Raw genomic sequence first — 23,815 nt, 5'->3', positions numbered from 1 at the left:
AAAAATGCCCCGCAACGCGAGGCATTTAAGTCTATCCAGAAACGCTATTAACGACGGTAGTAAGCCGCTGTAGCAGTATTGTTATTACTGGACTGCGGATAAACCGGGACGTGATAGTTATCCGGTTGCGGACGTGGCTGAGGCTGCGGCTGCGGCTGCGGTTGTGGCTGCGGATAAACCGGGACATGATAATCATCCGGATGCGGCTGCGGACGTGGCTGAGGTTGCGGCTGCGGCTGTGGCTGTGGATACGGCTGCGGTACATAATCAGGCGTAATTGAACCCTGGTTATCTACAACAGTGCGAGGCGTAACCGCCACTGACTTACCGCTGATAGAAGCATCTTTGGCGTTAGTCAGCTTTTTAAGCGAGAAATAGATATCGCCATTGCTGTCAATAGTGCCTTTATTAGTCACCTTGTCACCCGTCCAGCTGACGCCATTAGCGCCGTTAATTTCGCCTTTGTTGACAAAGTCATGCTGCTGGGTCTGGAATTGCACCTGGTTAGCCGCCACGATCTTACCGCTGTTGTAATTATCGGTAGAGACAGGGCCATGACCACCTTGCATATTCAGGCTGAAGTTATTGCCTGCCTGAATAAGACCTTCGTTTGCGAAGCGGTTATAGACGCTGAAAGTAGCGTTACGGCCAGCCTTAATCACGCTTGCTGGAGCGGCGACAAAGTTACTGGCAGCAATTGCCACATCTTTCGCCGCCTCCATTGTGCCATTGCTGTTGTCTACAGTAGTACCATACACAATGTTCAGCGTGTTTTTGGTGCTTATCTCACCGTTTTTATTATTCAGCGTATCGTTACCATTCAGATAGAGTTGAGTCGACTTACCTGTAGAGACAATACGTCCGTTTTCGTTATTGATAGTGCTATAAGCAATAGTGGAAACCGGGCTGCCAAAGCGGTTATGAGTATCTCTGATATTACCTTCGCCAGCGTAAATTCCGCCTTCATCACGGTAATCATGTTGCCAGTTTTCGCTTGCGACAAAGTCTGCGCTATGCGTGTTAATCAGTGTCATACCGCTTAAATTGATCGCATTATGCGAGTCAAGCAACCCGGCATTATTGTTCAGCGTGGTAGCCGTGATATTCAGGCTGCCGTCAGAAGCAATAACGCCTTGCTCATTGTTAAGGCTGATTGTTTTCGGATCAAGCCGGTTATGGTAGTTATAAGTTAACCAGGCATCGCCACCGCTGTGGATTTCGCCGCCTTTGTTATTCAGCGTCGATCCGTTCATGGAGGTCATATATTTAGACTCTATATGTCCATTTTCGTTATCAAACTTTCCACTTCTGATATTTACGCTGCCGCCACTTATTTTACCGCCACGGTTCTGAATATCACCGGTGCCAGAAGCCTGAATATCCAGGAGGTCGCCAGATCGAATTTCAGCATTATTATTAACCACAGAATTTGCGTTAATAGTTAATTTTCTGTCTGCTGCGATCAAGCCACCATCATTGACTAACTGACCGTTCAGAGTAATGTTCAGGTCGTCATCGGCAACCATATTGGCATGATCGAGACGAACGCCAACGCCGTCTTCCGTGCCAATCATGTTGATTTTACCGGCGTACATTGAACCCAGCGCGGACACATCCAGCGCCAGCTCCGGCTTATTGCTATCTGCGTCGAGCTTCGTTACCTCGCCTTTAGCATTTACCTTATTGCTGCCGGTCACGATAGTGAGGTTTTTGGCCTGCAGTTCAGCGTTCAGTTTCACGGAGCGGGCTACAATGTCAGTATATTTTGCCTTACCGTCATTACCCACGTCCATGCCCGCGCCATCAATAACGATTTGACCTTTGGTAACTTTTACGCCGGTCAGCTTGCCATTATCATCAAACGTAGGCGTACCCGTAGTCAGCGTGGCATGGTTAGTATTAATAAAACCGCAGCCGTCGCAGGTGATGCCTGATGGGTTAGCAATAATGACTTGCGCAGATTTACCAGCGACTTCAACCATGCCGTTTAATTGGCTTGGATCGGCAGAACGCACTTCGTTAAGAATAATGGTAGCGCTGTTGCCAGCCAGATTGCTGTTAGCGTTGATAGCGCCAGCCAATTGGGTAGAGGTATTGGCGGTGCTGTTGTTCAGTACTACACCGTTTTTGTCTACGTTAAATTCAGAATAAATATTGTGCGAAACGCCTTGTTCGCTGGCTTTGTTGATATCGACAATCGTTGCGCCATTTGCACCAGTATGAATGCCCGGCTGATTCGCCACGCTGGTATCAGCAGTGATTGCCGCGTTAGCCGTTTCGACCATTCCCAATGCTAACAGCGTAGCGAAGCAAACCGGCCCCAGTTTCGCATGTAGCGTATGCTTAGATGCGCTTTTTACATCTTTCCTGTTTTTCATTTCCTTTTCCTTTTTCTGGTCAATCACACGGCAATATGACGCAATAATTCATGCTATTTATTAATTCCAAATAAAACATAATAAAAACCCACACATCATAATTGCCGAATTAATTATATCTTTTAAAGAGAAAAGTAAAAGCAAACCACTTTTAAAAACCGGGCTATTAATACATTATAAAAATACATGAACCGAATATAATAATCTTTATCTATCATAATAGGGCCATATAAAGGCAATCTCTTGTAAAACAAACGCAAACAAGAAAAAATAGTATATTAAAGGACGACTTGTATTTATTAATAATAAAAAAGGATTTATCTGCCAATTTATCCCAACATTACATACATTAAAGTATGTATGTAAGCTTTCAAATTAAGTTCAACGCAGCCTTACTTTCAGACGGTGCATTATTTTTATCTGCTTCAGGTCTAATAATGGCATATCTGTTTTTGCGGCACAGAAGAAATCGTTCGAAAGCAATGCGCGGGGCAGTCCCCCGCGCAGATGACATTATACCGAAAGCTGCTGTCTGGTTTGCTCTGGCAGCAGCCCAAGCGCCTGCTGATAAGAAGCATCTACCAGATAATAAATTTGCGAATCAGGTAAATTACCGTCCAGGTAAACCGTGCTCCAGTGCGCTTTATTAAGATGCGCGCTGGGAAAGACATCTTCATGCTTCTGGCGCAGCAGTTCGGCCAGTTCCGGGCTGGTTTTCAGCGAGACGGCCGGACGTTCTTGTACCTCATGCACCATAGCGTAGAGCACATCAGCAACTTTTATTTGCGTGGCCTTCCAGTCGCTATGCACGCTTTGTTCAGCACCGGGTTTACTCATACAATATTGCAACAGCTCCGAGTTGGTCATCATTATTCCCCTTGTAGTGTGGCGACAATCCGGCGCGAACCGCCGTCAATGCGATGTTCTCCCAGCCAAATCCCTTGCCAGGTACCCAACTGCACCCGTCCGCGATGAACTGGCAACAGCAAAGAAACGCCGAGCGTCGACGATTTGATATGCGAAGGCATATCATCCGGGCCTTCATAATCATGCTCGTACGGGGCGTTATCCGGCACAGCCTGCAAAAAGTAACGTTCCATATCCCGGCGGACAGAAGGATCGCAGTTTTCATTCAGCGTCAGGGAGGCGGAAGTGTGCTGAAGCAGCAAATGCAGTAACCCAACGTTGATCCGGGAAAGCCCTTCTATCTGACGGAGGATCTCCTCCGTTACCAGATGAAACCCTCTCGGCTTCGCGTTCAGCGTCACAGTCTGTTGGCACCACATAAGCTACTCCCTAAACAGAAATCAATCCTGTTAAGTGTGTAGCCTGATGGGCGAAAGGTAAAATCAGGAAGTTGTTTTAGGGAAAAAAAGCGGCCATTCCATTACCGGAACGGGCCGAAGCCCGTTTTCATGCCTTTGCAGATAGCGGCTAATACTGCCACTGTACGGCAAAACCAACCGTCACGGGGCTGGTGTGCATCTCTGCGGGTTTGAGTAAGGGCGCGCCAACAAAAAGGTCGTAACCGAACTTGCCTTTTACGCCCCGGATGCCTGCCGCCGCCCCGGCAATATGTTTGCCGCTCCAGTAATCATTTTTGGAACCGCGAACTTCGCCATAATCCACCCCAATGTAGGGTTGCATGCCCCACTGCGGCAGGTTCAGGTTAAGATCGTTACGCAGATACCAGCCTTTATCGGCATAGATCGTCGTTTCACCATCAAATCCGCGTACTGTCCAACGGTTGCCGATAGTGAATTTATCAGGCTGCGTTAATTTGTCCGGAGAGGTTTGCGACATAAAATGCGGCTCATAACTCATCGACAGTTTGCCCAGACGGAATGGGAAGGAGCCGTCCACGCCCAGAGTAATAATACGCGCCTGCGAATCCGCGCTGCCTACCACTTCTTCGGCATCCGGTTTTTCGCCGAACCAGTGCGCCGCTCGCTGATAGCCGAGGCTGGCTTTAAGTTGTCCAAAAGCAAAATAAGCAAGATGCTCAAGGTTGAGTTTCCAGCTACTGGTATCGCGGCGCTGCACTTCGACTTCCACATCATTGAGGTTATAGGTGGAGTCGCGTTTAATTGCTTTTAATTTGAAGGTCGTTTTTTGACTGGCGCTGCGATAAATAACCCGACTTAACTGGGCGGTAGCTAATTTTTCAATGCCGCTGTAAAGATAACTAAAATCACCGCTATGAATAGTTTGAGTATAACGGTATTTACTGCCGTAAAACTCCATCAGCCAGTATCCCCATGGGACAGAATAGAAAGCAGAAACGTTATCGCTGCGGCGTCCGTCTTCGTTTTTTACCCCGCCGCCATAGGCCGCGTAAAAGGTGTCATTCAGGGAGGATGGGTTGTCCAGATAAAGCGCCAGGCCGCTCTGATAACGCCCGGTATATTTACTCCCTGAATCATCAGCCCAGGCGCCAAGCCGCCAGGATTTAAGTTGTTTGCGGCTGACTTCTACCTGGGTTTCACCAGGCTTAGCCCCCGGAACAAGATTTATTTCAGCCGTAGAACCCGGGACGCGTTGTAAATTTTCAATGCCTTGTTCCAGACCGCGAAGATCGAGCAGGTCTCCCTTTCGTTCCGGAAAATTATTGATTGAATGGATGTATTTCCCCGAATCGCCTTTAAAAATAATGTCGCTGATTTTTCCGGGCAGCACACGCAGCGTAAGTGTCCCTTTACTTAAATCCTGGTCCGGCACCAGCACGCGCGTTGTGATATAACCATGAGAAATGAAACGGTTTTGTATTGCTTTATAGAGCGACTTAATGCCATTCACGCCGATGCACTTGCCTTCAGCCTGACGGGTTAGATCACGAAAGACCATCCAGTGAGGAAACGCTTCTCTGTTTTCTAAAACGATATGCGCAATATTGTAGCAGGGCTTTTCCTGCGGTATGGCCATTTCATCACTGATACGTTCAGCATCAGATGAGAGGAGCGATTTAGCTTCGGGAATCAGTTGATTTCGTCTGGCTTCATCTTGCTGCTGCTGGCTTAGCGCCTGTTGATTCGCCATGACTTCAGCATAAGCAGGAGAGTGAATACCGAACAGCGCAGAAAGAATAGCTCCGTAAGCGCTAAATTTATTAACTACCATGTAAAATCCTTTTCACTCTACTTTCATCTATGCCGACAGAAATGGCCATTACAACTATAAAACCCATTAATAGAAAATAACGCTCTATATAAAATAGAGCGTTATGTTTATCGTACTACTCACTAATTATTAAAACTTACCGTAGAAACTACCTGCACCCGCAGAGATGATGAATGAACCATCCGGGTAGGTTTGTACGCTACGGATATACACGCCGTTTACTTCTTTACCGCTGGCATAGTTAACGCCATTGATCCAGACGCCGCCGTTACCATCGAAACCATCAGCATGCTGAGTATTGTCTGCGATTGAATCGCCGTTATCTGGGGTGTTATTACCGTTATCCGGGATATTATTACCGTTATCTGGCGTAACATTACCATTATCCGGCGTGGTGTTGCCATTATCAGCGCTATCAGATTCATCACCGGTCTGGGTAATCTCACCCATATTATTAACGCGGCCACGAGTAATCACTTTGTCGCCGGTAATTTTACCGTTAACGTCGTTGATAATATCGTTAGCGCTTGCAAGGGTAACGTTGCCAGCGCTGCTGATTTCGCCGGAGTTATATAAAGAATTAGCGTCAATATTAACGGCTTTGTCACCTTTAATGGTGCCGGTGTTAGCAAAATGGCTGCCAGCGAAGTTAATGTTAACGTTATCACCGCCCAGGATATTACCTTTATTAGCATAGCTAGCCGGACGATAACTTAACGAGGTGACATTAACATCATTAGTGGCTTTGATTTCGCCAGAATTATCGAAGTTATTGGTCAGGTTAAACGACGCAGAATGTCCAGCCTCGATCTGGCCATCTTTTTCATTCATCAGCGCGGCAGTGTAAACATTGATATCATTACCTGCGCTAATCTTGCCCTGAGCAAAGTTGTTGATATTATTGGCGTTGAAATTCATGTCGCCACGGCTGGCGATAGAACCACGGTTGTACAGATCAAGGATCTGCCAGTCCATCTGGCCAGCAGAGATGCTGCCGCTATTATCGAATACATTGCTATTCGACTGAACAGACAAACGACCAGCTGCATCGATGATACCGGTGTTTGAAGCAGAGCCTGAATTACCGTACCAGCCGCCGCCGCCCAGAGACATCAACAGGTCCTGACCCGACTTGATAGCGCCTGCGTTCTGGAATGTACCGTTCACCATCAAATCCATATTCTGGCCAGACGTTAATGAACTGTCTGCGTCGGAGGCATAGCCATTCACATACATATGCATGTCTTTGCCTGCAGCAATCTTACCTGCAGAGTTGTCGACCACGCCATTAAAGGTGACATTGCCTTCGCCAACAATGCGGCCGTCATGGTTAGTCAGCGCATTGTTGCCCATCACCATCAGCTCGCTATTTTCGCCAGTAGCCGTGATGCTGCCGTTATCATTTTTCAGCTCGCTGGCGGTAATTTGGGTCCAGGTCGCATCATTAGCGTTACCAGAGGCAATTACACCTTTATTGTTGTTCAGCGTACCGGTGTTGATATTCAGTGAGCTATTGGCCCTGATAGAACCATCCTCGTTATAAACATTAGCGGAATCGATGGTCATATTGCCTTTAGCGTTAATATGACCATTCTTGTTAACCACGCCATCTGTTTTAGAGGAGTTATAGTAGTTGTAACTGCCACGGTTGATAGTAATATTACCGTCGCTCGTGATATCGCCATCGGTATTGTTCAGGGCATTCGATATTATGTCTACAGCCTGGGTGCCATGAATAGAGCCGCCCGCGTTGTTTACGGTTTTGCCGCCATAAACGTTAACGTTGCCGCCTTTGATTTTGCCGCCGTGGTTATCAACACGACCTTGTGCCGAAACCATGACATCGCCGTCCGCAGTAATCTGGCTATTACTGTTCAGTACATCCTGTTGGCTGTTCAGCATGACGCTGTTTTTGGCCGATAAATGGCCGCCGTTGTTATTGATAGTGCCGTTGGCCTCAATAGACAGGCTATCCGTCGCCGTCAGGTCAGCATGATCGAGGCGTACGCCTACACCCGCTTCCGTACCTTTCATATAAATTTTGTTGGCGTACATGGAGCCCAGTGAAGAGACATCCAGCGCCAGCTCCGGCGCATCGCCGGTTGCAGCGATGGCTTTCACGCGACCATTCTTATCGATATGGTTGCTGCCTGTAGTGATGTTCAGTTCATTTGCTTTGAGCTGCGCATTCACTTTAACTGAACGAGCAATGATATCGGTGTACTGCGTGGAAGAGGTATCCATGCCTTTGCCGGTAATGACAATCTGGCCTTTTTTCACATCCAGACCATTCACTTTACCCTGGGCATCAATGCTGGCGGTGCCAGTAGTCAGCGTAGCGTGGTTGGTATTGATGAAACCGCACCCGTTGCAGGTTATCCCTGACGGGTTCGCGATAATAACCTGAGCGGACTGCCCCGCCACTTCCACCATACCGTTCAACTGGCTGGGATCGGCAGAGCGGACTTCGTTCAGAATCACCTTCGCGCTGCCGCCCGCCATGTTGGCGTTGCCGTTAATCTGTCCGGCCAGTTGGGTGTTTGTTGCACCACCGCTGTTATTGAGAATGACGCCGTTCTGGTCGACGTTGAACTGCGAATAAACGTTGTGTGATACGCCTTCCGCGCTGGCTTTATTAATGTCAACGATGGTCGCGCCATTCGCGCCAGTATGCACAGAAGGTTGATTAGCGGCAGAGTTATCCGCGACTACGGCAGCCTGTACAGGCAATACCATCCCCAGAGCCAGCATTGTTGCAAAACAAACCGGCGCTAAATTTGCATGAAGAACATGTTTATTTTTTTTCACGCTACGCATTCCTTTATTTTTCATAACGTTTCCTTTGATTATTTATAAAATTTAAGCAAATAATCATTTTGACATTTTTATCTGTAAGCCCGGATGAGAGAACCTCATCCATCCCTGCTCTATAAAACAAAAGCAACCGTTATTTTCTGATTAAAGTTTGCTGCGCCATAGCATGAACTTGTAATAAAGATTTACCGTGCAAAGCCATTTTTAGCCTGACACCCTGGAAATTTGATCTATTTATCCCTTAAAAACAAAATTTATTATAAAAGCGTATTATTACAATTATGGAAAAGTGCATCGCCAGCAAAATAGTTTGTGTAAATATGAACAATAACAAAGTAAAATATATTTATATTTTAAATATAATTCTTCAACCCAATTAATTATTATTTGCTTACAAAAACAGGTCGCTAATTCATTAATTTTCAAGGTGCTTGTATAAAAAAACACTACGATAACGTAGTGTTTTTCATTATTGTGCCTTTCGCCTTACATTACGGCAGCGAACGCCTGCGCCACTCGGTGCACGTTGCGGCTGTTCAGGCCTGCCACGCACATACGACCGCTGGCAATCAGATACACGCCAAACTCCTCACGCAGCCTGTCTACCTGAGCGGCGCTTAAGCCGGTATAGCTAAACATGCCGCGCTGCTTAAGCAGGTAGTCAAAATCTCGCCCCGGCATCGCTTGTTTCAGCACATCCACCAGCGTCTGACGCATGGTGAGAATACGGCTGCGCATGGTTTCCACTTCAGCAAGCCAGCTGGCTTTAAGGTCGGCATCGCCCAGCACGGTCGCCACCACCTGCGCGCCGAAATTCGGCGGGCTGGAGTAGTTGCGACGTACTGTCGCTTTTAGCTGGCCCAGGACGCGTCCTGCCGCATCGGCGTCTTCGCAGACGACGGAAAGCCCCCCCACGCGCTCGCCATAGAGAGAGAAAATTTTCGAGAATGAGTTGCTGACCAGCGTCGGCAGCCCGGCGCTGGCGATAGCGCGAATGGCGTAAGCATCGTCTTCCATACCCGCGCCAAAGCCCTGATAGGCGATGTCGAGGAACGGGATTAGCTCGCGGGCTTTCAGAATGTCTGTCACCGCATCCCACTGTTCATTGGTGAGATCGGAGCCGGTCGGGTTATGGCAGCACGGATGCAGCAGCACGATGCTTTGCGCAGGCAGCGTATTCAGCGTTTCCAGCAGCGCCTCAAAACGTACGCCTTTGGTCTCTTCATCAAACCATGGGTAAGTATTCACTTCGAAGCCAGCGCCGTTAAAGATGGCGACGTGGTTTTCCCAGGTGGGGTCGCTGACCCAAACTTGCGAAGCGGGGAAATAGCGCTTGAGGAAGTCAGCGCCCACTTTCAGCGCGCCGGAGCCGCCTAAGGTCTGGATCGTGGCGATACGGCCTTCACGCAGCGCTGGATGGTCTGCGCCAAACAGCAGCGGCGCAATGCTGTTGCGGTAGCTATTCAACCCTTCCATCGGCAGATAAAGCGACGCGCCGTGTGGCTGCGCATTCAGTCGCGCTTCTGCTTCTGCTACAGCCTGTAACTGCGGGATAACCCCTTCTTCGTTGTAATAAAGGCCAATGCTGAGGTTCACTTTGTCCTGACGGGGATCTTCTTTGAAACGCTCCATCAGCGAAAGGATGGGGTCGCCGGCATAAGCGTCAACGTTCTGAAACACGCTGGGGTTCTCCTGATTTACGGTGTGATGTTCATCCACAATAAACCGGATAAGTCAGGAGATCGAGAAGGATATTGACGCGACGGCGCAGGCCAGCCGGGGCCTGGGCAGGCCTGACGATGTTCTGACGTTTCTCCCGTGGCGGGTAGTCTGTAGCTTACCCGCCCTATGGAAGCAACCCCGTCTGGCCGTATCACACGCCGGCTCAGCCCCCGACTGTATAGCCTGGAAGCGTAGCGCCACCACCCTGTAGCTAGTCGATATAACGCATCGCTACCCGCGACGTCAGGCGCGTTACAAGTTCGTAAGCACTCACTTTTGTAATCGCCGCGATGCGCTCAACAGGCAAATCGTCGCCCCACATGATTACGTTGTCGCCTGCCTTTTCCTGCGCATCCGGGCCTAAATCGACGCAGATCATATCCATCGCCACGCGACCGACTATCGGCACTTCACGCCCGTTCACCCGCACCGGCGTGCCTGAAGGCGCGCTGCGTGGGTAGCCGTCGCCATAACCCAGCGCAATCACGCCAAGACGCGTATCGCGATGGCTTACCCAGGTGCCGCCGTAGCCCACCGGCTCGCCTGCTTTATGGTCGCGCACCGCAATGAGACTGGAGGTGAGCGACATAACCGGCTGGAAGCCAAAATCGCTCGCACGTGAACCGCCTTCAAGGGGCGATACGCCATAGAGAATAATTCCCGGCCTCACCCAGTCAAAATGGGACTGCGGCCACAGCAAAACGCCGCCGGAAGCAGCGATGGATCGCAGCCCGGGCTTACCTTCGGTGAAGCGGGTAAAAATATCGAGCTGGCGTTCAGTGAAGCCGCACTCCGGCTCATCAGCACGGGCAAAATGGCTGACGACATTGACCGGCTGGCGCACGTTTCGGCAAGCCGCCAGGCGCGCATAAAACGCGTCAGCCTCTTCCGGACGCACCCCAAGGCGATGCATGCCGGTATCTAGCTTCATCCACACATTAACAGGTTCAGGCAGATCGGCCTGCTCCAGCGCGGAGAGCTGTTCGGGGGTATGAATAGCGGTATGGAAATGCTGCGCGGCAAGGATGGGCAAATCGGCCGCGTTAAAGAAGCCTTCCAGCAGCAGAATGGGTTGAGTGACGCCGCCTTCGCGCAGGCGAAGCGCCTCTTCGAGGCGGGCGACGCCAAAAGCGTCGGCGTCGGGGAGCGATTGCGCGGTCTCCAGCAGACCGTGCCCATAGGCGTTTGCTTTCACCACCGCCACCAGACGGCTGGACGGAGCCAGTTCGCGCAGGCGTTGCAGGTTGTGACGCAGAGCGCGGCGGTTTACTACCACAGTTGCCGCTTGCATGTTTATTCCTTTATTTTCAGTCAACCCGGCAATTTGGCGTTATCGGCGCAGCGAGTTTGGGTGCGGCCAGCGCGCAGCCACCGGAGCGTACTGCAGTACGTGAGGATGGCGAGCACTGCCCAAGCCCAAAATCGCAAGCAAGATAGCCAAATTATTCATTCGTCGTCGTATTGCGGACCCGCATAGTTATCAAAGCGCGACCACTGGCCATTAAAGGTCAGGCGTACCGTACCGATAGGGCCGTTACGCTGTTTACCGATAATGATTTCCGCAATGCCTTTCAGGTCGCTGTTCTCGTGATAAACCTCATCACGGTAAATGAACATAATCAGGTCGGCGTCCTGCTCGATAGAGCCTGACTCACGCAGGTCCGAGTTTACCGGACGCTTGTCCGCGCGCTGCTCCAGCGAGCGGTTAAGCTGCGAAAGCGCCACCACCGGCACCTGCAACTCTTTCGCCAGCGCTTTGAGCGAGCGGGAGATTTCGGCGATTTCCAGCGTACGGTTATCGGAGAGCGAGGGCACGCGCATCAGCTGCAGGTAGTCCACCATAATCAGGCCGATGCCGCCGTGCTCGCGATAAATGCGGCGCGCGCGAGAGCGGACTTCGGTAGGCGTCAGGCCCGAGGAGTCGTCAATATACATATTGCGCTTCTCAAGCAGAATGCCCATGGTGCCGGAAATGCGCGCCCAGTCTTCATCGTCCAGTTGGCCGGTACGAATACGGGTCTGGTCCACGCGCGACAGCGATGCCAGCATACGCATCATGATCTGCTCAGAGGGCATCTCCAGCGAGAAAATCAGCACCGGCTTATCCTGCAACATGGCGGCGTTTTCGCACAAGTTCATGGCGAATGTGGTTTTCCCCATGGAGGGGCGCGCCGCCACGATAATGAGGTCTGAACGCTGCAGGCCAGCGGTTTTCTTGTTGAGATCCTGATAGCCGGTATCCACGCCCGTGACGCCGTCATGCGGTTGTTGATAGAGCGTTTCAATACGCGCGACGGTAGCTTCGAGGATCTGATCGATGCTCTTGGGCCCTTCGTCTTTATTGGCGCGGTTTTCGGCAATCTGGAAAACGCGGGACTCCGCCAGGTCGAGCAGGTCTTCACTGCTGCGCCCCTGGGGGTCGTAACCCGCATCGGCAATTTCATTCGCGACCGTTATCATATCGCGCACGACAGCGCGTTCACGCACGATATCTGCATAGGCGCTAATGTTCGCGGCGCTTGGCGTATTTTTCGAAAGCTCCGCCAGGTAGGCGAAGCCGCCCACATTCTCAAGCTGCCCCTGCAGTTCCAGCGATTCCGAAAGGGTAATCAGGTCGATGGGTTTCCCCGTCTCCTGCAGACGGTGCATTTCGGTGAAAATGATGCGGTGCTGGCGGGTATAAAAATCCTCTGCCACAACGCGCTCGGCCACATCGTCCCAACGTTCGTTGTCCAGCATTAAACCGCCCAACACCGACTGTTCCGCTTCGATGGAATGCGGCGGCATTTTCAGGCCGTCAACCTGCGGGTCGCGGGCTTCAGTGGGTTTGTTGAAGGGTTTATTTCCTGCCATAGTGAATGGAGTTACCAAAAGTCATCATCTGAGAGAAGGGGAGTATACCAAGCTGATTTGCGTCGCGCAGTGCTCAATTGCATTCGCGAACGATACTCCTCCTCCCCCCTGAATAAAACAAGGAGTTACTATGGCGACGCGTATTGAGTTTAGCCAGCACGGCGGGCCTGACGTGCTAAAAGCGGTGGAGTTTACCCCTGGCGACCCGGCGGAAAATGAAGTGCAGGTGGAAAACAAAGCCATCGGCATTAACTATATCGATACGTATATCCGCAGCGGCCTCTATCCGCCGCCGTCAATGCCAAGCGGCCTCGGCACCGAAGCGGCGGGCGTGGTGAGCAAAACAGGAAGCGCGGTTAAGCATATCAAAGAAGGCGACCGGGTGGTTTATGCCCAGTCGGCGCTCGGCGCCTACAGCGAGGTGCATAATGTTCCGGCGGACAAAGTTGCGGTATTGCCGAACGCCATCTCCTACGAGCAGGCCGCGGCATCGTTTTTGAAAGGGCTGACCGTTTTTTATCTGCTGCGTAAAACTTACGAAATCAAACCAGACGAAATGTTTCTGTTCCACGCGGCAGCGGGCGGCGTAGGGCTGATTGCCTGCCAGTGGGCCAAAGCGTTGGGCGCGAAGCTCATTGGCACCGCCGGGTCGGCGGAGAAAATGCAGCGCGCTAAACAGGCGGGCGCCTGGCAGATGATTAACTACCGTGAAGAGAACGTCCCGGAGCGCATTCGGGAGCTGACCGGTGGGAAAAAGGTACGCGTGGTTTATGATTCCGTAGGCAAAGATACCTGGGAATCGTCCCTGGACTGCCTGCAGCGCCGCGGGTTGATGGTGAGTTTTGGCAACGCCTCCGGCCCGGTAACCGGCGTGAATCTCGGCATCCTTAACCAGAAAGGCTCGCTTTATGTCACCCGCCCTTCCCTTAACGGCTACCTGACAAACCGTGAAGAGATGGACGAGGCGAGTAATGAGCTTTTTTCACTTATCGCCAGCGGCGTTATCAAGGTAGACGTGACGGAGCAGCAACGGTTCCCGCTCGCCGAGGCGGCGCGCGCCCACCAGACGCTGGAAAGCCGCACCACGCAGGGCTCCAGCCTGTTGATTCCGTAGAAATAATTAGGGCTTCCCGCAGGAAGCCCTTTCTTTTTTATTTGCGCTGTATGTAGGGTACAGCTGCGATGAATTCGTGTCACAACGTTTTCATAGTGACAGATTTAATAAGCAAATAATATGGCGGCTTATCTTGTGACGCCGGAAAAGTTGCAAGGTTGTGATCGCCTCCGCAACTCTTAACAACGCCAACGATTAGCGCGCGAATAACGCGGCAGCTTCGGCGCTTTAATCGCGCGGATAGCCCACACCGCCGCAACGGCAAGCAACAGCCAGGGCAGCAGTTTAATCATCAGCGCAAATAACCCGCCGACAAACATCACCAGCGTGGCGACGAAAATAGCCGCAATGATGCCCAACAACGATACGCCTGTCGCCAGCAGCATAAGAAAAAAGGCGACCACAAAAAGCAGTTCAAACATGGCTCTCTCCCAATCAGGTAGTTCTGGAAGAGTTATTACAAGAATCATGCCAATAAATAACTACCTGTTTTTAAAGAAAACGCCCCGCTTTTTATCAGCAGGGCGTGGTCAAATTCGCCAGGTTTTAGTTAACTTTTAGCGCTTATTGGCTACCAGCTGCAGCGCGTGTTCCAGCACGGCAATGTCAGCGCCCGCTTTGTGGGCGTTCTCGCTCAGATAACGGCGCCATTGACGCGCGCCGGGAATCCCCTGGAACAGGCCAAGCATATGACGGGTAATGTGGCCGAGATAAGTGCCGTTGCTGAGTTCGCGCTCAATATAAGGATACATGGCGCGCACTACCGCAACCGGGTCGGCATCCGCAGCTTGCGCACCGAAAATTTCACGATCGACGCAGGCGAGGATGCCTGGATTTTGATACGCCTCGCGTCCCACCATCACGCCATCCACGTGTTCGAGGTGCGCTTTGGCTTCCTCAAGCGATTTAATGCCGCCGTTAATGGCCATCGTCAGTTGCGGAAAGTCACGCTTCAACTGATAGACGCGCGGGTAATCCAGCGGCGGGATCTCACGGTTCTCTTTCGGGCTTAAGCCGGACAGCCACGCTTTACGGGCATGGATGATAAACATCTCACAACCGCCCTTTTCCGCCACGGTGCCGATAAAATCGCACAGGAATTCATAGCTGTCCTGGTCGTCAATGCCGATGCGGGTTTTTACCGTCACCGGAATGGAAACCACATCGCGCATCGCTTTAACGCAATCCGCCACGAGTTGCGCCTCGCCCATCAGACAGGCGCCGAAGCGGCCATTCTGCACGCGGTCGGAAGGGCAACCGACGTTCAGGTTGATTTCGTCATAGCCCCGCGCTTGTGCAAGCTTTGCGCAGTGGGCCAGCGCCTGCGGATCGCTGCCGCCAAGCTGCAATGCCAGCGGATGCTCTTCTTCGCTGTAAGCCAGGTAATCCCCTTTACCATGAATGATGGCTCCGGTAGTGACCATTTCGGTATAGAGCAGCGTATTGCGCGACAGCAAACGCAGAAAATAGCGGCAATGGCGGTCCGTCCAGTCGAGCATCGGCGCGATGGAAAAACGGTGCGGGGGAAGAAGAGAATGTTTGGTTTCTGGCGACATAGTAGCTAAGCGTAGTGTGGTTCGGGCAAAAAGGGGCGCTACTATAGCATAAAGCTTGCGCAGGGGCGCACTGCTGCGCCCCTGTTGGTTATCAGAACGTCAGGCTCAACTGCGCGCCTGCGCCCCAGGTGTCGTCCTCGCCCACCAGGCCGGTAAGGTCAAGGTGAACACGATTAAACGGCGCAAAGCCGACGCCCGCAGTAAAGACGTTGCTCTCATTATCTTTCACATCCGCGCGGAAACCTGCACGCACCGCCAGCCAGTCAAGCGGACGCACTTCCGTGCCTACGCCCACAAACTGCGAGTTACCTTCACTCTTGAAGCCTTTGGTTTCGGTCAGATCGCCATCCGCCGTTACGGTTACCAGGTCGTTGTGCCACGCCACGCCTGCGGTCACTAACGGCCGGATTTGATAGGTGTCCTTATAGTTCACAACCTCGCCCGTGCGGCCGTTACGTACTTCTATGCTTTTTGTATCGAGATCGCGAGAAACAAGGTTTTGCCCCGTCAGACCCACCGTCCAGTTCTGCCCCAGATCCGCTGCGACACCGGCGTCAACGTTAAAGCCTGTATTATCTGTACGGTAGCGGCTGCTCCTCAGGTCATCGCTGTCATAGTCATAAATAGAGGCGGTGTAGTTATAGAGCCAGGTTTTCTGGATCTTCGGCGTTACGCCAAACGACACGGGCACGCCGCCAAAATCAAACTGACGCGCCAGTGCAATGCCGTAATCAGAAACAATCGCCGCACGACCGAACGCGACAGAGTTCAGGTTGCGGGTAATTTCGTCAGAGCCGAGCAAAGCCGCTTTTCCTGCTTCAAACAAGGCCACCGAATCGCTGTTCTGAATGCTGCGCAGGTAGGTAAGATCTTGCTGATCAATAGAGGTGCTGACACGCGCGTGAGCATAGCCTTTAGCGATAAAAGCGACAGAAAGCACGTCATTAGGAATGGCGACAGAAATGCCCGCCGCCGCGTTGGCGCTGGCGGTTTTACCACGCAGATAGTCCAGCTCATCGGCAAGCTCGCTCGCCGCCCCCTGGAACTGATTAAGGGTGCCGACAGGGTTAAGCAGTACCTGCTGTAAGGTCAGGTTATCAACCACATCGTCATAATAATCAACACGATCGTTAATTCTATCGATTTCATCCTGAAGATTATCTTTATCGGTAATTTGCGCGCTTACGGAAGGCAGAATCACCGTTACATCATCTTCCGGTTGCGCTTTGGCGAGTAACGCCGGGTTGATGAACGCCGCGCTGCCATAATTAGCCGTCGCGACGCCCGTTCCGCCCATCGCATCATTGCGCGCTTCCGCCCAGGTGTTGGCCGCGCTCGCCTGAGTCGCCACCGTTACTGCGATGGCTGCCACTGAAAGTCTGATTATTTTTTTCACAGTTAACCCGTCTTTTCTTTGATGATAATTTCCCCGCCCGTTATCACATATCGGGGGATGGTTTATTGCTGTGAATAAGAGGTAATAAAGAGCATATATTTGCTCATAAACAATCATTCCCATCCATGGTTTTATCTCATTCAATTACTACACAATATTTATAGATGAGTCTTTCACTTTCTTGTAGGCAACCCGTTATGCGGGCCAAAGAACTGCGGCGGATGATCTATCCATCTGTCCTGCCGTGTAGCGGCATAATTAGCATTAAGTGGGTAATAAATACGGTTTTTAGGTTTATTCGCCTCACCTAACACCAATAAACGGACTTCGCTTGATGTGTTATTTATAAAGGTGTGACAGATGCCCGTCCCGGCGGGAAACCCTACGCTGTCGCCAGGTTCAAGCGCCCAGAGCTCGCCGTTTATCCAGACATCCGGGTGGCCTTCCAGCACATAAACAAACTCCTCTTCGTCGCTCTCGGCGTGTGGGTAAGAGGTACGTCTGCCCGGCGGCAGTCGCTCATGATGAATGCCCAGTCGGGTCAGCCCCATCTTGCGCGCAAGCGGCGCGCCAATGGAAAAAAGCTCCTCGCTATCGGGATAACGTGAGTCATCCTCACCCTCCACTTCCCGCCAGTGACGAATAAAATCAGGACGCTGCATGGTTTTCCTCCTTCTGTGAGTGATTCAGGTATAACACAGATGGGTGAAAGTCGGCGTTTTACGCGGTTCATGATAAAATGCGCGTTTCCCCTGACCTATGAGGATGCCGATGGAAAAGATACTCTCGCAAGAGGTGTTAGCGCAGGCTGAAAAGCTCTGTCTGCAACGCAACGTGCGCCTGACTCCGCAGCGCCTCGAAGTGCTGCGCCTGATGACGCTGCAGGAAGGGGCTATCAGCGCCTACGATCTGCTCGATCTGCTGCGAGAAACGGAGCCGCAGGCTAAGCCGCCCACCGTGTACCGTGCGCTCGATTTTCTGCTGGAGCAGGGCTTCGTACATAAGGTGGAGTCCACCAACAGCTACGTGCTGTGTCACCTTTTCGACCAGCCGACGCACACCTCCGCGATGTTTATCTGCGATCGCTGCGGCGTGGTAAAAGAAGAGCGGGCGGAAGGCGTTGAAGATATTATGCATGCGCTGGCGGCAAAGCGAGGTTTTGCCCTGCGGCATAATGTCATTGAAGCACATGGTCTGTGCTCAGCCTGCGTAGAAGTAGAAGCGTGTCGTCACCCGGAACAGTGCGAGCATGACCACAGCGTGGTGATAAAGAAAAAAGCGCGATAAATCAGAGAGGCAGGATGGTACATCCTTGTACCTGGGCAGGATAACCTCAGAGGGGTATCACATTTGAGGTGCTCGCCGGATTACCAGCGGTAGTCATTACGGCTTTCCCAGTCCGTAACTTCTTTATCTGCCTGATCTTTCTCATAGCCGTAACGTTCCTGGATTTTACCTACCAGTTGGTCACGTTTCCCTTCGATGACGGTCATATCATCGTCGGTTAATTTACCCCATTGCTCTTTCACTTTACCTTTAAACTGTTTCCAGTTACCGCCGGCTTCGTCTCTGTTCATTGTAAAGTCCTCTTGTTCGGTCGTGTAAGTGAAACTCCATTCAACGTCCTGATAAATGCTTCATATCTGCTGGACGTGATTATTATTATAGTTCGCGATGCGGCAGTGACGGACCGATTCAGAATTTTTAACCATCGAGACGACTTTAGTCGTACAAACCGGCGGTATAAAAAAGGGGAACTTTGCGTAGTGTTCCCCGATTACCTGACCTGATTAGCGATGGTTCGCCGGTAAGAACCAGCGTTGCTCCCGCCAGCGCTTTCGCCAGATATAACCAAGCGACAGGCCGCGCAGTGCAAGAAAAACGGTCATCGCCAGCCATAGGCCATGATTGCCAAGCCACGGCAGCGTAAGCAACGTGACGGCAAACCCCAGCGCCGCCACCGCCATGCTGTTGCGCATCTCAGATGCGCGCGTCGCGCCGATAAACATGCCATCCAGCAGATAACACCACACGCCAATAATCGGCAGCACGACCTGCCAGGGCAAATAGTGGTCGGCCTGCTGCTGCAAGGCGGGCAGCGAGGTCAACAGTGAAACCACCGTGTCGCCGAAAAAGGCCCAGCAGAGGCTAAACGCCAGCGCCACGACGCCCGCCTGCCGGCACGCCGCCTGCCAGACATCCAGCAGCTGGCTTCCGTCTCGCGCGCCATAGGCCTGCCCGGAATGCGCTTCAACGGCATACGCGAACCCATCCAGCGCGTAAGCGGTAAACGTTAAGAAGGTCATTAAGATAGCGTTGACTGCGACCACCTCGCTGCCAAGGCGTGCGCCAAAAATCGTCACGGCGGCAAAGCAGAGCTGCAAAAGCAGCGAACGCAGCATGATGTCGCGATTAAGCGCCAGCAGACGACGAAACTCGCCGCGCCATGCCGTGGCGAGCATTGCAAAGCCGATGCCGCGCCTGTTCAGTACGCGTCTCACCATCCACAGGCCAATAAAGAAAGTGGCGTACTCGGCAAGCGCCGTGGCAAGCGCCGCTCCCCGGACATTCAGATGCAAGCCCATGACCAACCAGAGATCGAGTACGATGTTAAGCAGGTTTCCCACAACCAACAGGATGACTGGAGCGCGCGCATACTGCACGCCAAGCAGCCAGCCGAGTAGCACCAGATTGGCGAGCGACGCGGGAGCGCTAAGCCAGCGAATCTCTAAAAAACGCCTTGCCTGTATCAACACCGCTTCGCTGCCGCCGACAATATGCAGCGCCAGATCAATCAGCGGCGTACGCAACAGCATAATAATCAGCCCGGCCCCCACAGCCAGCAGCATCGGCTGCACCAGCGCACGGGCAAGCCGAATGGGATCCTGAGCGCCGAAGGCTTGCGCGGTCAGCCCGGTGGTGCTCATACGCAGAAAAAGCAGCAGCATAAAGAGGAAGCTGGTCGCGGTTGCGCCTACGGCCACGCCGCCCAGATAGTCGGCGCTGTCAAGATGGCCTATGACCGCCGTATCGACGAGGCCCAGCAGGGGAACGGTGATGTTGGAGAAAATCATCGGCAGCGCAAGCCGCCAGAGCGCGCGGTCAGTCTGTGAGAAAAAAGGCATGGAGACGCAGTCTGAGAAAAGAAGATAAAAAAGCCGCAACGAGGGGCGCTGCGTTGCGGTGTGTTTATCAATCAGGCGGGCGTTAAAGCCATTCGCCGTTGCGGATGACCCCTACGGCCAGCCCTTCAATAGAGAAGTTGTGCTCGCGCAGGTCAACCACAATAGGTTTGAATTCGTTGTTTTCCGGCAGCAGCTCGACGGTGTTGCCCTGCTTTTTCAGGCGCTTAACGGTAACTTCATCGTCGATACGCGCCACCACGACCTGGCCATTACGCACATCCTGCGTTTTATGCACCGCCAGCAGATCGCCATCCATAATGCCGATGTCTTTCATCGACATGCCGCTAACACGCAGCAGAAAATCCGCGCTCGGCTTAAAGAGAGACGGGTCGACCTGGTAGTGGCCTTCAATATGCTGCTGCGCCAGCAGCGGTTCGCCAGCGGCGACACGCCCCACCAGCGGCAGGCCCTCTTCATCTTCCTGCAACAGACGAATGCCGCGGGAAGCGCCGGAAACGATTTCAATGACGCCTTTACGCGCCAGCGCTTTTAAATGCTCTTCCGCCGCGTTGGGCGAACGGAACCCCAGACGCTGCGCGATTTCGGCACGAGTAGGCGGCATGCCGGTCTGGCTGATATGATCCCGAATGAGATCAAACACCTCTTGTTGCCTGGTAGTTAATGCTTTCATTCCGCCCCCTGGGTGAATATACAGTGAATGCTGTGAGTATATACAGCTAAAGGCGATTTTGAAACCACCTTACCCGCAAAAAAGCGCGCCAGCGCGGCCAATTCTGGAAAACTTATCGCAAATGATGCCACAGCAGCGTGACCCAGGTGATAAGGGCAAGGATAATCGCCAGCAACACCGCCGCCGATCCCATATCCTTGGCGCGGCCGGAAAGCTCATGGAATTCAGGCCCGATGCGGTCAACCACCGCTTCGATAGCACTGTTAAGAATTTCCACAATCATCACCAGCAAAACGGAGCCAATCAGCAGCACGCGGGTAATCGGGTCGACATCAAGCCAGCAGGCGATAACTATGGCGAGTATTGTCGCCACGCCTTCCTGGCGGAACGCCGCCTCATTTCTCCATGCCGCGCTAATTCCTTTCCAGGAGTAGCCTGCCGCTTTAATGATTCGGGTGAGTCCGGTGGTGTTATTGGCCATGAAAAAGAAACCTTTTTGATTTATCAGCGTCAATGCTATTGCGCTCAACAACGAAGCACCACAGAAATTCCGCATCGTTTCTGCTATTCTGACGGCGCCATTGCATTATTAACCAGAGGCTTTACATCGTTTATGTCCGGTTGGCCACGAATGTACTACAAATTACTGAATTTACCATTAAGTATGCTGGTAAAAAGCAAGTCTATTCCGGCGGATCCTTGCGCCGAGCTGGGGCTTGATACCTCTCGTCCCATCATGTACGTCTTGCCGTACAACTCAAAAGCGGATTTGTTAACGCTGCGCGCCCAGTGTCTGGCCCATGATTTACCGGACCCGTTAGAACCGCTGGAAATCGATGGCACGCAATTGCCCCGCTACATTTTTATTCACGGCGGCCCGCGCGTTTTCACCTGGTACACGCCGAAAGAAGAGTCCATCAAGCTGTTTCACGAGTACCTGGATTTGCATCGCAGCAATGCCGGTCTCGACGTGCAGATGGTGCCGGTATCGGTGATGTTCGGCCGCGCGCCGGGGCGTGAGAAAGGCGAAGAAAACCCGCCGCTGCGCCTGCTTAACGGCGTACAAAAGTTTTTCGCTATCTCCTGGCTTGGCCGCGATAGCTTTGTTCGCTTCTCGCAGCCGGTATCCCTGCGCCGCATGGCGACAGAGCACGGTACCGATAAAACCATCGCGCAGAAGCTTGCCCGCGTGGCGCGCATGCATTTCGCCCGCCAGCGTCTGGCGGCGGTTGGCCCGCGTCTGCCGGCGCGCCAGGATCTTTTCAACAAGCTGTTGGCCTCAAAAGCCATCGCTCGCGCGGTCGAAGACGAAGCGCGCACCAAGAAAATCTCCCACGAAAAAGCGCAGCAGAACGCGGTGGCGCTGATGGAAGAGATCGCCGCTAATTTCTCTTATGAGATGATTCGCGTCTCCGATCGTATTCTGGGCTTTACCTGGAACCGGCTCTATCAGGGCATCAATGTCCATAACGCCGAGCGCGTGCGCCAGCTGGCCCATGACGGTCACGAAATCGTTTATGTGCCCTGCCACCGCAGCCATATGGACTATCTGCTGCTCTCCTACGTGCTTTATCACCAGGGTCTGGTGCCGCCGCATATCGCCGCCGGCATTAACCTTAACTTCTGGCCAGCGGGGCCGATTTTCCGCCGCCTTGGGGCGTTCTTTATCCGCCGCACCTTCAAAGGCAATAAGCTCTACTCCACCGTCTTTCGTGAATACCTGGGCGAGCTGTTCAGCCGCGGCTATTCGGTAGAGTACTTTGTGGAAGGCGGGCGCTCGCGCACCGGCCGTCTGCTGGATCCGAAAACCGGCACCCTGTCGATGACTATCCAGGCGATGCTGCGCGGCGGCTCTCGTCCCATTACGCTGGTGCCGATTTACATCGGCTACGAGCATGTTATGGAAGTGGGCACTTACGCTAAAGAACTGCGCGGCGCCACGAAAGAGAAAGAGAACCTGCTGCAAATGCTGCGTGGCTTAAGCAAGCTTCGTAATCTGGGCCAGGGGTACGTTAACTTCGGCGAGCCAATGCCGTTGATGACCTACCTTAACCAGCGCGTGCCGGAATGGCGCGACGCTATCGACCCGATCGAGGCGGTGCGCCCGGCCTGGCTTACCCCCACGGTTAACGATATCGCCGCGAAGCTGATGGTGCGAATCAACAACGCCGGGGCGGCCAACGCCATGAACCTTTGCTGCACCGCCCTGCTCGCTTCCCGCCAGCGCTCGCTGACCCGCGAGCAGCTTACTGAACAGCTGGAATGCTACCTTGATCTGCTGCGCAACGTGCCTTATTCCGGCGACTCCACCGTCCCGGACGCCAGCGCCAGCGCGCTTATCGACCACGCGTTGCAGATGAATAAGTTCGAAGTAGAGAAAGACACCATCGGCGATATCATCATTCTGCCGCGCGAGCAGGCGGTGCTGATGACCTATTACCGTAATAACATCATGCACATGCTGGTGCTGCCTTCGCTGCTGGCGGCGATTATCACCCAGCATCGCCGTATCAGCCGTGAAGCGCTGCAGCGTCAGGTTGAAGTGCTCTACCCGCTTCTCAAGGCAGAGCTGTTCCTGCGTTGGGAGACAACGGAAGTGCAGGCGGTGACCGATGCGCTGGTCGCGGAAATGGCGCGCCAGGGACTGATTGTCGAAGAAGCGGCGGAAGTGCAGCTCAACCCGGCGCGTTCACGCACCATGCAATTGCTGGCGGCGGGCGTGCGCGAGACGCTGCAGCGCTACGCGATTACCTTCTGGCTGCTGAGCGCTAACCCTTCTATCAACCGCGGCACGCTTGAAAAAGAGAGCCGCACCGTCGCCCAGCGTCTGTCGGTGCTGCACGGCATCAACGCGCCGGAGTTTTTCGACAAAGCCGTGTTCTCCACGCTGGTGCTGACGCTGCGTGACGAAGGCTACATCAGCGATACCGGCGATGCCGAGCCGGCGGAAACCATGAAGGTTTACCAGCTGCTGGCGGAGTTGATGACTTCCGACGTACGGTTGACGATTGAGAGCGCCGCCGCACAGGCTGGCGAATAAAAAAAGGCG

19 protein-coding genes are annotated in these 23,815 nt (G+C 52.8%); 3 read left to right on the top strand and 16 right to left on the bottom strand.

Features of this window, described 5'->3' with window-relative positions; all coding sequences use genetic code 11:
• Positions 1-47: 47 nt before the first annotated feature.
• From MT962_RS20720 to dnaB, 8 genes are all read right to left on the bottom strand, one after another.
• Entirely contained in the window at positions 48-2,378 is a 2,331-nt protein-coding gene (locus MT962_RS20720; RefSeq protein ID WP_247366341.1) for a filamentous hemagglutinin N-terminal domain-containing protein, read from the bottom strand.
• A gap of 513 nt (positions 2,379-2,891) precedes the next feature.
• Positions 2,892-3,245 (bottom strand): MmcQ/YjbR family DNA-binding protein, encoded by a 354-nt coding sequence (locus MT962_RS20715; protein WP_024557299.1) that lies wholly within the window; start codon positions 3,243-3,245, stop codon positions 2,892-2,894.
• Between the two features lie 2 nt (positions 3,246-3,247).
• Positions 3,248-3,664, bottom strand: a complete 417-nt coding sequence (locus MT962_RS20710) for a secondary thiamine-phosphate synthase enzyme YjbQ (protein WP_024557300.1) — start codon at positions 3,662-3,664, stop codon at positions 3,248-3,250.
• A gap of 148 nt (positions 3,665-3,812) precedes the next feature.
• Positions 3,813-5,495, bottom strand: a complete 1,683-nt coding sequence (locus MT962_RS20705) for a ShlB/FhaC/HecB family hemolysin secretion/activation protein (RefSeq protein WP_247366340.1) — start codon at positions 5,493-5,495, stop codon at positions 3,813-3,815.
• A 129-nt stretch (positions 5,496-5,624) separates the two neighbouring features.
• Complete coding sequence (locus tag MT962_RS20700) at positions 5,625-8,231, bottom strand: filamentous hemagglutinin N-terminal domain-containing protein (RefSeq protein WP_247366339.1); 2,607 nt, start codon at positions 8,229-8,231, stop codon at positions 5,625-5,627.
• A 564-nt stretch (positions 8,232-8,795) separates the two neighbouring features.
• Complete coding sequence (tyrB, locus tag MT962_RS20695) at positions 8,796-9,989, bottom strand: aromatic amino acid transaminase (RefSeq protein ID WP_247366338.1); 1,194 nt, start codon at positions 9,987-9,989, stop codon at positions 8,796-8,798.
• 253 nt (positions 9,990-10,242) lie between these two features.
• Positions 10,243-11,322, bottom strand: a complete 1,080-nt coding sequence (alr, locus tag MT962_RS20690; protein ID WP_247366337.1) for an alanine racemase — start codon at positions 11,320-11,322, stop codon at positions 10,243-10,245.
• 155 nt (positions 11,323-11,477) lie between these two features.
• Positions 11,478-12,884: a replicative DNA helicase gene (gene dnaB, locus MT962_RS20685; RefSeq protein WP_024559915.1), complete on the bottom strand. Its 1,407-nt coding sequence runs from the start codon at positions 12,882-12,884 to the stop codon at positions 11,478-11,480.
• Positions 12,885-13,014: 130 nt separating this feature from the next.
• Here dnaB and MT962_RS20680 point away from each other — a divergent pair, with 130 nt between their 5' ends.
• A complete protein-coding gene (locus MT962_RS20680; RefSeq protein ID WP_024557306.1) occupies positions 13,015-13,998 on the top strand; it encodes a quinone oxidoreductase in 984 nt (327 codons plus the stop codon).
• Positions 13,999-14,177: 179 nt separating this feature from the next.
• Here the strand turns inward: MT962_RS20680 and pspG are convergent, their stop codons facing one another.
• The 4 genes from pspG to MT962_RS20660 form a co-directional block, all read right to left on the bottom strand.
• Entirely contained in the window at positions 14,178-14,420 is a 243-nt protein-coding gene (gene pspG / locus MT962_RS20675; RefSeq protein WP_024557307.1) for an envelope stress response protein PspG, read from the bottom strand.
• A gap of 135 nt (positions 14,421-14,555) precedes the next feature.
• The gene (gene dusA, locus MT962_RS20670; RefSeq protein ID WP_188724422.1) at positions 14,556-15,554 is read right to left on the bottom strand and encodes a tRNA dihydrouridine(20/20a) synthase DusA; all 999 of its coding nucleotides are present in this window, start codon (positions 15,552-15,554) and stop codon (positions 14,556-14,558) included.
• A 91-nt stretch (positions 15,555-15,645) separates the two neighbouring features.
• Positions 15,646-16,950, bottom strand: a complete 1,305-nt coding sequence (gene traF / locus MT962_RS20665) for a conjugal transfer protein TraF (protein ID WP_024557309.1) — start codon at positions 16,948-16,950, stop codon at positions 15,646-15,648.
• A gap of 173 nt (positions 16,951-17,123) precedes the next feature.
• Positions 17,124-17,612: a cupin domain-containing protein gene (locus MT962_RS20660; RefSeq protein WP_247366336.1), complete on the bottom strand. Its 489-nt coding sequence runs from the start codon at positions 17,610-17,612 to the stop codon at positions 17,124-17,126.
• Positions 17,613-17,721: 109 nt separating this feature from the next.
• Here MT962_RS20660 and zur point away from each other — a divergent pair, with 109 nt between their 5' ends.
• Positions 17,722-18,237, top strand: coding sequence for a zinc uptake transcriptional repressor Zur (gene zur / locus MT962_RS20655; protein ID WP_024559919.1), 516 nt, complete (start codon positions 17,722-17,724; stop codon positions 18,235-18,237).
• Between the two features lie 80 nt (positions 18,238-18,317).
• On the opposite strand, the gene MT962_RS20650 is transcribed toward zur, so the two are convergent.
• The 4 genes from MT962_RS20650 to MT962_RS20635 all read right to left on the bottom strand — a co-directional run bounded on the left by MT962_RS20650 (position 18,318) and on the right by MT962_RS20635 (position 21,247).
• Positions 18,318-18,527 (bottom strand): CsbD family protein, encoded by a 210-nt coding sequence (locus tag MT962_RS20650; protein WP_024557312.1) that lies wholly within the window; start codon positions 18,525-18,527, stop codon positions 18,318-18,320.
• Positions 18,528-18,740: 213 nt separating this feature from the next.
• Entirely contained in the window at positions 18,741-20,075 is a 1,335-nt protein-coding gene (gene dinF / locus MT962_RS20645; protein ID WP_247366335.1) for an MATE family efflux transporter DinF, read from the bottom strand.
• A gap of 82 nt (positions 20,076-20,157) precedes the next feature.
• Positions 20,158-20,766, bottom strand: coding sequence for a transcriptional repressor LexA (gene lexA / locus MT962_RS20640; protein ID WP_024557314.1), 609 nt, complete (start codon positions 20,764-20,766; stop codon positions 20,158-20,160).
• Between the two features lie 112 nt (positions 20,767-20,878).
• A complete protein-coding gene (locus MT962_RS20635) occupies positions 20,879-21,247 on the bottom strand; it encodes a diacylglycerol kinase (protein ID WP_024557315.1) in 369 nt (122 codons plus the stop codon).
• A 132-nt stretch (positions 21,248-21,379) separates the two neighbouring features.
• On the opposite strand from MT962_RS20635, the gene plsB reads away from it, so the two are divergent.
• Positions 21,380-23,806 carry a glycerol-3-phosphate 1-O-acyltransferase PlsB gene (gene plsB / locus MT962_RS20630; protein ID WP_024557316.1) on the top strand — a complete coding sequence of 809 codons (2,427 nt, stop codon included), beginning with the start codon at positions 21,380-21,382 and terminating at the stop codon, positions 23,804-23,806.
• The last annotated feature ends 9 nt before the right edge of the window (positions 23,807-23,815 follow it).

The sequence above is a fragment of the Franconibacter sp. IITDAS19 genome, assembly GCF_023079515.1.
In the GTDB taxonomy this organism is placed as follows: Bacteria; Pseudomonadota; Gammaproteobacteria; order Enterobacterales; family Enterobacteriaceae; genus Franconibacter; species Franconibacter pulveris.
The sequence above is the reverse complement of the archived record's forward strand: the minus strand, read 5'-3'. Positions and strand labels throughout refer to the sequence as shown.

Coding starts and splice junctions, on each gene's coding strand:
- MT962_RS20720 (WP_247366341.1), bottom strand. CDS start 2,378: ATGAAAAACAGGAAAGATGTAAAAAGCGCATCTAAGCATACGCTACAT.
- MT962_RS20715 (WP_024557299.1), bottom strand. CDS start 3,245: ATGACCAACTCGGAGCTGTTGCAATATTGTATGAGTAAACCCGGTGCT.
- MT962_RS20710 (WP_024557300.1), bottom strand. CDS start 3,664: ATGTGGTGCCAACAGACTGTGACGCTGAACGCGAAGCCGAGAGGGTTT.
- MT962_RS20705 (WP_247366340.1), bottom strand. CDS start 5,495: ATGGTAGTTAATAAATTTAGCGCTTACGGAGCTATTCTTTCTGCGCTG.
- MT962_RS20700 (WP_247366339.1), bottom strand. CDS start 8,231: ATGGTATTGCCTGTACAGGCTGCCGTAGTCGCGGATAACTCTGCCGCT.
- alr (WP_247366337.1), bottom strand. CDS start 11,322: ATGCAAGCGGCAACTGTGGTAGTAAACCGCCGCGCTCTGCGTCACAAC.
- dnaB (WP_024559915.1), bottom strand. CDS start 12,884: ATGGCAGGAAATAAACCCTTCAACAAACCCACTGAAGCCCGCGACCCG.
- MT962_RS20680 (WP_024557306.1), top strand. CDS start 13,015: ATGGCGACGCGTATTGAGTTTAGCCAGCACGGCGGGCCTGACGTGCTA.
- pspG (WP_024557307.1), bottom strand. CDS start 14,420: ATGTTTGAACTGCTTTTTGTGGTCGCCTTTTTTCTTATGCTGCTGGCG.
- dusA (WP_188724422.1), bottom strand. CDS start 15,554: ATGTCGCCAGAAACCAAACATTCTCTTCTTCCCCCGCACCGTTTTTCC.
- MT962_RS20660 (WP_247366336.1), bottom strand. CDS start 17,612: ATGCAGCGTCCTGATTTTATTCGTCACTGGCGGGAAGTGGAGGGTGAG.
- zur (WP_024559919.1), top strand. CDS start 17,722: ATGGAAAAGATACTCTCGCAAGAGGTGTTAGCGCAGGCTGAAAAGCTC.
- MT962_RS20650 (WP_024557312.1), bottom strand. CDS start 18,527: ATGAACAGAGACGAAGCCGGCGGTAACTGGAAACAGTTTAAAGGTAAA.
- dinF (WP_247366335.1), bottom strand. CDS start 20,075: ATGCCTTTTTTCTCACAGACTGACCGCGCGCTCTGGCGGCTTGCGCTG.
- lexA (WP_024557314.1), bottom strand. CDS start 20,766: ATGAAAGCATTAACTACCAGGCAACAAGAGGTGTTTGATCTCATTCGG.
- MT962_RS20635 (WP_024557315.1), bottom strand. CDS start 21,247: ATGGCCAATAACACCACCGGACTCACCCGAATCATTAAAGCGGCAGGC.
- plsB (WP_024557316.1), top strand. CDS start 21,380: ATGTCCGGTTGGCCACGAATGTACTACAAATTACTGAATTTACCATTA.